General features: G+C 56.3%; 9 protein-coding genes. All 9 read right to left on the reverse strand.

Features of this window, described 5'->3' with window-relative positions:
• Nucleotides 1-2 precede the first annotated feature (2 nt).
• Nucleotides 3-923: a hypothetical protein gene (locus QZY07_RS08000; RefSeq protein ID WP_295401394.1), complete on the reverse strand. Its 921-nt coding sequence runs from the start codon at nt 921-923 to the stop codon at nt 3-5.
• Entirely contained in the window at nt 907-2,151 is a 1,245-nt protein-coding gene (locus QZY07_RS08005; protein ID WP_295401396.1) for an ATP-binding protein, read from the reverse strand. Before QZY07_RS08005 ends, QZY07_RS08000 begins: the two co-directional genes overlap by 17 nt.
• A gap of 33 nt (nt 2,152-2,184) precedes the next feature.
• Nucleotides 2,185-2,412 carry a DUF433 domain-containing protein gene (locus QZY07_RS08010; RefSeq protein ID WP_295401398.1) on the reverse strand — a complete coding sequence of 76 codons (228 nt, stop codon included), beginning with the start codon at nt 2,410-2,412 and terminating at the stop codon, nt 2,185-2,187.
• Nucleotides 2,413-2,699: 287 nt separating this feature from the next.
• The gene (locus QZY07_RS08015) at nt 2,700-3,038 is read right to left on the reverse strand and encodes a type II toxin-antitoxin system PemK/MazF family toxin (protein WP_295401400.1); all 339 of its coding nucleotides are present in this window, start codon (nt 3,036-3,038) and stop codon (nt 2,700-2,702) included.
• On the reverse strand, nt 3,028-3,231 hold the full coding sequence (locus tag QZY07_RS08020) for a DUF2281 domain-containing protein (protein WP_295401402.1): 204 nt from the start codon (nt 3,229-3,231) through the stop codon (nt 3,028-3,030). Before QZY07_RS08020 ends, QZY07_RS08015 begins: the two co-directional genes overlap by 11 nt.
• A gap of 48 nt (nt 3,232-3,279) precedes the next feature.
• Complete coding sequence (locus QZY07_RS08025; RefSeq protein WP_295401404.1) at nt 3,280-3,516, reverse strand: hypothetical protein; 237 nt, start codon at nt 3,514-3,516, stop codon at nt 3,280-3,282.
• Nucleotides 3,513-3,749, reverse strand: a complete 237-nt coding sequence (locus tag QZY07_RS08030; protein WP_295401406.1) for a hypothetical protein — start codon at nt 3,747-3,749, stop codon at nt 3,513-3,515. Before QZY07_RS08030 ends, QZY07_RS08025 begins: the two co-directional genes overlap by 4 nt.
• 4 nt (nt 3,750-3,753) lie before the next feature.
• The gene (gene pglX / locus QZY07_RS08035) at nt 3,754-5,673 is read right to left on the reverse strand and encodes a BREX-1 system adenine-specific DNA-methyltransferase PglX (RefSeq protein WP_295401410.1); all 1,920 of its coding nucleotides are present in this window, start codon (nt 5,671-5,673) and stop codon (nt 3,754-3,756) included.
• Nucleotides 5,674-5,739: 66 nt separating this feature from the next.
• A partial coding sequence (locus tag QZY07_RS08040; RefSeq protein ID WP_295401408.1) for an Eco57I restriction-modification methylase domain-containing protein occupies nt 5,740-6,643 on the reverse strand: 904 nt, incomplete at its 5' end.

The following is a 6,643-nucleotide window of genomic DNA, read 5'->3' on the forward strand; positions in this document are numbered from 1 at the left end:
CTTTAATAACCTAGCGAATAAGATAAAGCTTTTTGCAAACGAAATTTTCGATCCAAATTATAAGAAAAGAGAGACATCCTTAGGTCGTTTAAATAGGTTGCTTCTGGAAGTCCAGGCTTAAAAAATCCCGAACACCTATGCCCGCTCACTGTGAGTGAATCCACTCCGATGCAGCCGTTGCTCAAGCCCTTGCGCTCCATCGTACCCAATGGATCCTTGAGTACGTGCTGAAGTCGCTCTCGGAACCTCACGAAGCTGGCCATTTCAATCCGTGCGGCGTCCACCCGACCCTCTCGCACCAGTTCCGCCAGAAGCGTCGCCGTTGGCGGCTTACCCAAGGCGCTCTCCAATTGTGACTTGAGTGCATCAAGCCCGGCGTCGTTTCCCGACTCATCTTCGATGCGAGCACAGTGCTGATAAGGCTGGCTTGGCTTGAGCGCGCAGAGTAACCACGCCTCGGACTTTGGTTTCGGAATCATGGGAACACCAGCGGCATAACCCTCATGGTCGAAACCCTGACACATCGAATTCCACTTGTCCCGCCACTGTCCACGCCCAGCCGACTGGGTGCCGTCCGCATCGCGGAACAGCACGGCGATCACCGATTGACCGGATGTCGCGGCGAGATCGATCGCTTCCAGCGCGAGTGCGCGTGCATTACGAAAGTAATACGCCGTTTCCTGACCGCGCTTGCGCCCCGGCAGACTCGGCGGCTTCAGTTTCTTCGACGTCTCGGAGAGGCGCTGCTTCGACAGAAAGACCATCAGGTGGAGTTCCAGGAACGAGTAGCGCTCGGAGGTCTCCGCGATCTGATCAACCAACCAGGCCATGGGTCCGGGTTGGAAAGCATCACCCTCACACGGATCGGCCCCCAGACATCGCCCCAGATCCGTCGGTCCCTCTCCGCTAACGAGGATCAGCATAGCCAGCATCCTTGGCGGGTTTCGGCATGGCGTCGATCTCGTCGGGCAGACGAGATAACTGCGTATCCACGAAGGCTTCGCCCGGTCCCATGACATCGAGCTTGGCGGCCAGCGACGGAATCTCGAAAAAAGGCACCGCCCGCGTGAATCCCTCCGGCGTCTTATACAGATACTGCACGCCCTGACGCGCCACCTCGTCGTCCAGATAGTTCAGAATCATCGGACTGTGCGTCGTGACCAGTACCTGCTGCTTGGCATTCACCAACACATCGAGCAGGAATTCAACCAGTTCCGGGTTGATGCCGTTTTCGATCTCGTCGAACAGCAGAAACTGATGGTCGGTCAGAATCTCCGCCAGGATCGCCATCAGACGCAACATCCCGTCGTTGATATGACGTGCCTCGGTGTAGAGTTTTTTGTCGCCGAACTGCTCCCGGATTCCCAGCTCTTTCCAGCCGGCCCGTAACGAGCGGGTCACGAACTGTTCCAAATGGGGATAGGCCGTCGTCAGTTGATTCCCCAATGCATGCTGTTGTTCATCCGACAGCTCGGAGAGAAAGGCCGAGAGACGCTCTCCGCCCATGCCAAGTTCGCCCGCGCTTTGGATAGCTCGCTTGCGCAGAAGCTGGGGTGCAAGAAGGTCGAGCGAGGCCGTCTGCTGGAGAAACCGCTTCAGCGGGAGCAGTGGCGCGGGCAGGATCTCATCCTTGAGCTGAGACAGGATCGAACCTTCATATTCGAAAGCAATCTTGGTGCGCGATGCGGTCGCCCCACCTTGAACAGCATCACCGGACCAGTAGTATCCATCCGCAACCGAGAGCATTGCTTTGCCACTCAGCTTCACCGTCTCGGAGGTACAGCGGAGCAAGGAACGATTGAAACTACCGACCCAGAGGAAAGACTGATTCGCACAGGACAGCGCAATGCCGAGCTTGATATTGCTCTTGCCGATTAGCTTTGAATTGAGGTCACCCGGTTTCCACTGACGCTGCTCTAGCCAGCGCGAGATATCCCCCTTGAACAGCCTGGAGGTGAAGTCGATCGCCTGCAAAACAGTCGACTTGCCCGATCCGTTCAGACCAATCAGGCAGGTGAAAGGCGCCAACGGCAGCCTGAAATCCACCAGTGATTTGAAGTTGTCGACGTAGATGAACGTGAGGCGGATGGACGGATCGGGATGATCCGGTCTGGTCTTCACTTCATGCGCCTTCGGGTCATTGGTTTTCATGATTTCAAAACCAGGCGAGTCGCTTCGGGAGCTTCATCGCGCCTGAAGCCCCGCGATATGCCGCTCGCGATCTGCGGCAAACCCCAGGCAGGCGTGAATGTCTTCCAACTCCAGTTCCGGAAAGTCTTCGATGATTTGCTCGGGGGACATCCCGGTGGCGAGTTGCTCCAGCACGTCGTAAACGGTGATGCGCAGCCCTCTCACACAAGGACGGCCACCACGTTTGCCCGGCTCGACGGTAATGCGTTCTCGGTAGTTCATGGAAACCTCAATCTGGCTCCCACGCTCCAGCGTCACTGCCATTAAGTTAAGCCGTTCGTGGTGAGCTTGTCGAACCATGAACGGCTTTACGCTCAGAGGCTTAGGATTTCCCGCCCACCCTTCGACAAGCTCAGGGCGAACGGAAAATCCTTAACTTAATGGCAGTGACGCTCCAGCGTGGGAGCAATATGTCGACGCTCCGGCGTCGAGTCGGCACTCGGGCCGCTGGAGCGGCGAACGGCATTCTCACGCTGGAGCGTGGAAACGAGCAACGAACGATCACCATTTCACGTACCGTCGTAGCCGACCCGGTCGCAGAGGGCCGTGAGGATCTGTTCCAGGGTGCTTGTGTTGACTCGACCGAGCGCATTAACCATCAGCCGATGATCAAGGGTAAAAACCTTGTCGACCCGAACCCAACTGACCTTTGGAAGATTTCCCATGGATAAATGGGTGGTGTCGATCAGCCTGTTTGGGGGCGGTTGCGGCACGGATGTCACGGCCAGGCCGATGAAATCTCCATGACGATCCGGCGAGGTCAGGGCCAGTACCGGACGTTTTTTGGTTGCCTTGAGATCCGAAAACGGGAACGGGATCAGTATCAGATCGCCCGGACTACAAGTCATTCCATACCTCGTCATCGGTTGGATTGTCCCAGACATGGGACATCGCCGGCGCTTGAGCCTGCTGCAAGTCCCGGTCGGACGCTGGTTTCAAGGCGTACTTGGCTTCAATGAAGCCGACGAAATCGAGCACTTCGCGCGCCAGTTCGTCTGGCAGCGTCCGGACTTCCTGGTAGATCTGTTCAGCGATGGTCATGGTTGCAAGCTCTGTGTTGGTATCAGGCGTTGATCTGTCCCATCTTCTTTACGCCGCTATTTCAAAGGATTTTTCCACTGCCGATGGAAGCTGGATCGGAACAAACCGATCCGCAGAGTAGAGGTAATCTTCGCCGCTTTCATCAATGACGCGAAGATCGCCGTCCGCCGCTGCTTCTTCGTCTTGGAGGACGCGATAGATCTTGTGGCGTTCGAGGGAGGCGGGATAGCCAGTGTTATCGATACAGACCACATAACCTGTTAAATGATCTTGATTTGTCATCATTCTACGTACCGTTTCCGTTTGACTTCTCGTCGACCAATACCGTGAGCCTCGTACCAATGAAGCTCTGCTCGGCGCTCGTGGCCATTGCTCAAGCGAATCAGTGCATATCCCTTCAGCTTGCGCCAGTTCCCTTTTCCGTACTGCCGCTTCAGTCGGGATAGATCCCGGATTCCGGTGCCGCGTGCGATCAATTCGACGTCGGTGATCTCTCCGATCAGATCAAACTCGGACATGCGATCAGTCGCTCTTCTGCCCCGTCACCGTCTTCACCTCGGCCAGCAGGTCGCCGAATTTGCCGTAGTTGACCTTGACGCCGTCGTCCAGGTCCAGGGCGATGCGCTGGTCGGCGTAGTGGCGCAGTTGCTCGTCGAAGCGGCGCAGTTCGTCCAGTTGCTTGGTGAGCTTGTCGCGGTCCTTCTGGAGACGCTTGGCCTGGGCGGAGCTGCTGGCGGCCTGGATGTCGTCGGCGAGCGACTCGATCCGGGCGGCCATCTTGCTTTGCAGTGGCACCACGTATTCCATCCGCATCCGCGCCAGGGTGCTGCTGTGGTAGCGGTGCAGGTAGACCAGGCACTGAAACGCCTTCTGCTTGCCGCTGGAGAAACACCAGTAGATCGGGCGGTTCTTGTAGGTCTGGAGATGGTCCTTGAAGAAGCGGTCGCTCAGATAGCGGCGCAGCGTCTCGCGGCTGGATTCGCCGTTCTTCGGCGCGAGGTTGGCGGCCAGGAAGCTGAGGTTTTCTTCCAGATGCGCCTGGTCCCAGGCGACCGCGATGAACTCGACCAGGCGGTGGGCGGCGTCTTCGTCGAACCAGTCGGTGTCGGTGATGGGGAGGATGCCGTCGGCGTCGGCGGGGAAGCGCGCGTAGCGGCTGGGGTCGAAGCCAAGGTTGCCGCTGTGCGCGTAGATCAGGCCCGGCGCGTCCAGGCTGTAGCGGCCCATCATGCCGCCGATGGCGTAGGACACCAGTTCCTGCATGGTGTCTTCGCGAAAGCGGGTCTCCAGTTCCTCGCCGAAGCCATGCGCAACGGACCACTCGTCATCCGCCAGTTTCTTGCCGTAGCGGTAGGCCGGGTTCACCGTGAGGGTGATCTGCTCGATGGGAGCCTCGGGGGTAAGTTCGTCTGTCAGGCCGTAGGCGTCGATGAAGAGGCGGTTGTTCTCCTCTTCGAGGCGTTTCATTTCGGCGATGGTGGCGCGGTTCTGGGTAGCCCAGACGGTATAGCTGTATTCGATGGTTGGCGTGGGCTCGGAGGAGGCAGCAAGGATAGGCAGATATTCAAAATTCCAGGAGCGTTCGTAGGCGTTCCAGTCGATCCTAGCCGCAGAGATCAGCGAGTCAAACGATTCGTTTATGTGTCTACGGGTGATAGTCTCCAGTTTTTTTAATATGGGAATGTTGCTGAAGTCACCTATCTGAAAGTGCAAGGTCGGGTTTATTGCTCGCGCAATGCTAATCACAATAGGCGTATTGCAATAAGAAACGAGTATAGATCGATCTACCTCATCGAACTTAAATGCAGACATCCCGGTAACATCGTGAATGAATCCTTCATCGAAAATCCTGAACGAAGCCGGGCCTGAGGTAATGTCAGACCAGCTCAAAGAGGGAAGGAAGTAATACTCTGGATTTCGAATCACCGAACGCGGCTTAAACGCGAACAGGTCTCGACCGTCACCCTCCCAATTGACGAGAAATTCCTGATTTCCATACCACTTTCGAAAATCGCCACCTTTATTATACGGGAACCATTTTTTTAGAGAAGCCGACGCGGCCTCTCGACTAGGGAGGCCATAGCCAACTCGGAGTCCGTCTACTTCATGCCAGAGGCGAACAAACTGGTTGTTGTTAGCGGTTGCTAACCCCTGCCTTGCTTGAACAAGTTCACCAAGGAGTACCCCCTCTGTAAATATCTCCCGAATGCGCTGGCTAAGCCAATAGGCCACCGGACTACGTGGAACCTGTCGGAACTCTGCATTACGAGTATCAGTTGGCTTGGCACTGTGGAAACGTTGCTCGAGAACTTCGTTACCGGAGACACTTCCCTGCTTCTCGAAAAGCTTAAGAAACCGGCCCCTAAATTCTACAGAAGCACCCCGACGCAGTACGAACGAACAACTCCCAAAGTCTGAACCAGGGCGAGCGCGTACCCCTATAAATCAATAAGTTACAGTTCATATGTATTGTGAAGCTCGCATCTTAACTGTTTGATTTTATTGATTTCAGAAAAAATTATACGCGCTCACCCTGAAGTCTGAACCCCATACGCCGCGACCGTTGTGCACTAAGCTCAAGATGGGAGCCTGATTAAACACAGCATCTCGTAAGTCTTCGAATGTCGGAAGAAACATCCAGTTGGGAATCGTGATCATTCCGACATATCCATTTTTCGCTGCCATCCGAATATTGCGAAGAATAAACACACCGTAGAGATCAGGCTTGCCAGCTTCGTAGCTCGTTCCAATTAGGTCTTTCAATCCAGCGCAGTAGTATCGACTTCCCATATACGGCGGATTCGCCACCACCGCATCGAACCGCATCGCCAATACCCGCGCCTGTCGCACCAGCGGCAACAGATCCTCCGCCGCCGCGCGCGCGAAGGCATCTCCCGTCTCCAATGCCTGCGACAGCACCCCTTCCAGCTCCGGCAATGCCTTCACCAGTTCCGGCGCAATCTGAATCAGCGAACCAAAGGTCTTGGCCTCGGCGAAGGTCTCGATCAGGGCCGCAATTGTAGGTCGGGTTAGCGCAGCGTAACCCGACATGGTGTCACTCGACGTTTCCGGACCGGACGATTCACCAAGCGTCATTTGCGCAAGAGTGCCCGGAAAAAGATCGTCATTCTCAAAACCGAGCGTGGCTGGTCGGGTTACCCCCTTTGAGCTAACCCGACCGACGACTGTTTCGAGCGAGCGGATGAGTTCGTCGGCATCCAGCCCCTTGCTCTCAAGCAAGGCCATGACGTTGAGCCGGGGCGGATTATCAAACAACCGCCGATCATCCGCCCGTCCCTTCATCATCAGCGCAAAGCCAGTCAACTGCGCCGCGCGCCCGTCGATGTCGAGCCCGAACAGGTTCTTCTCCAGGATCAGCCGCGCCACATCGCGCTGACGGTAGCCGCGCTCC

This window comes from uncultured Thiocystis sp. (assembly GCF_903866365.1).
Classification (GTDB): domain Bacteria; phylum Pseudomonadota; class Gammaproteobacteria; order Chromatiales; family Chromatiaceae; genus Chromatium.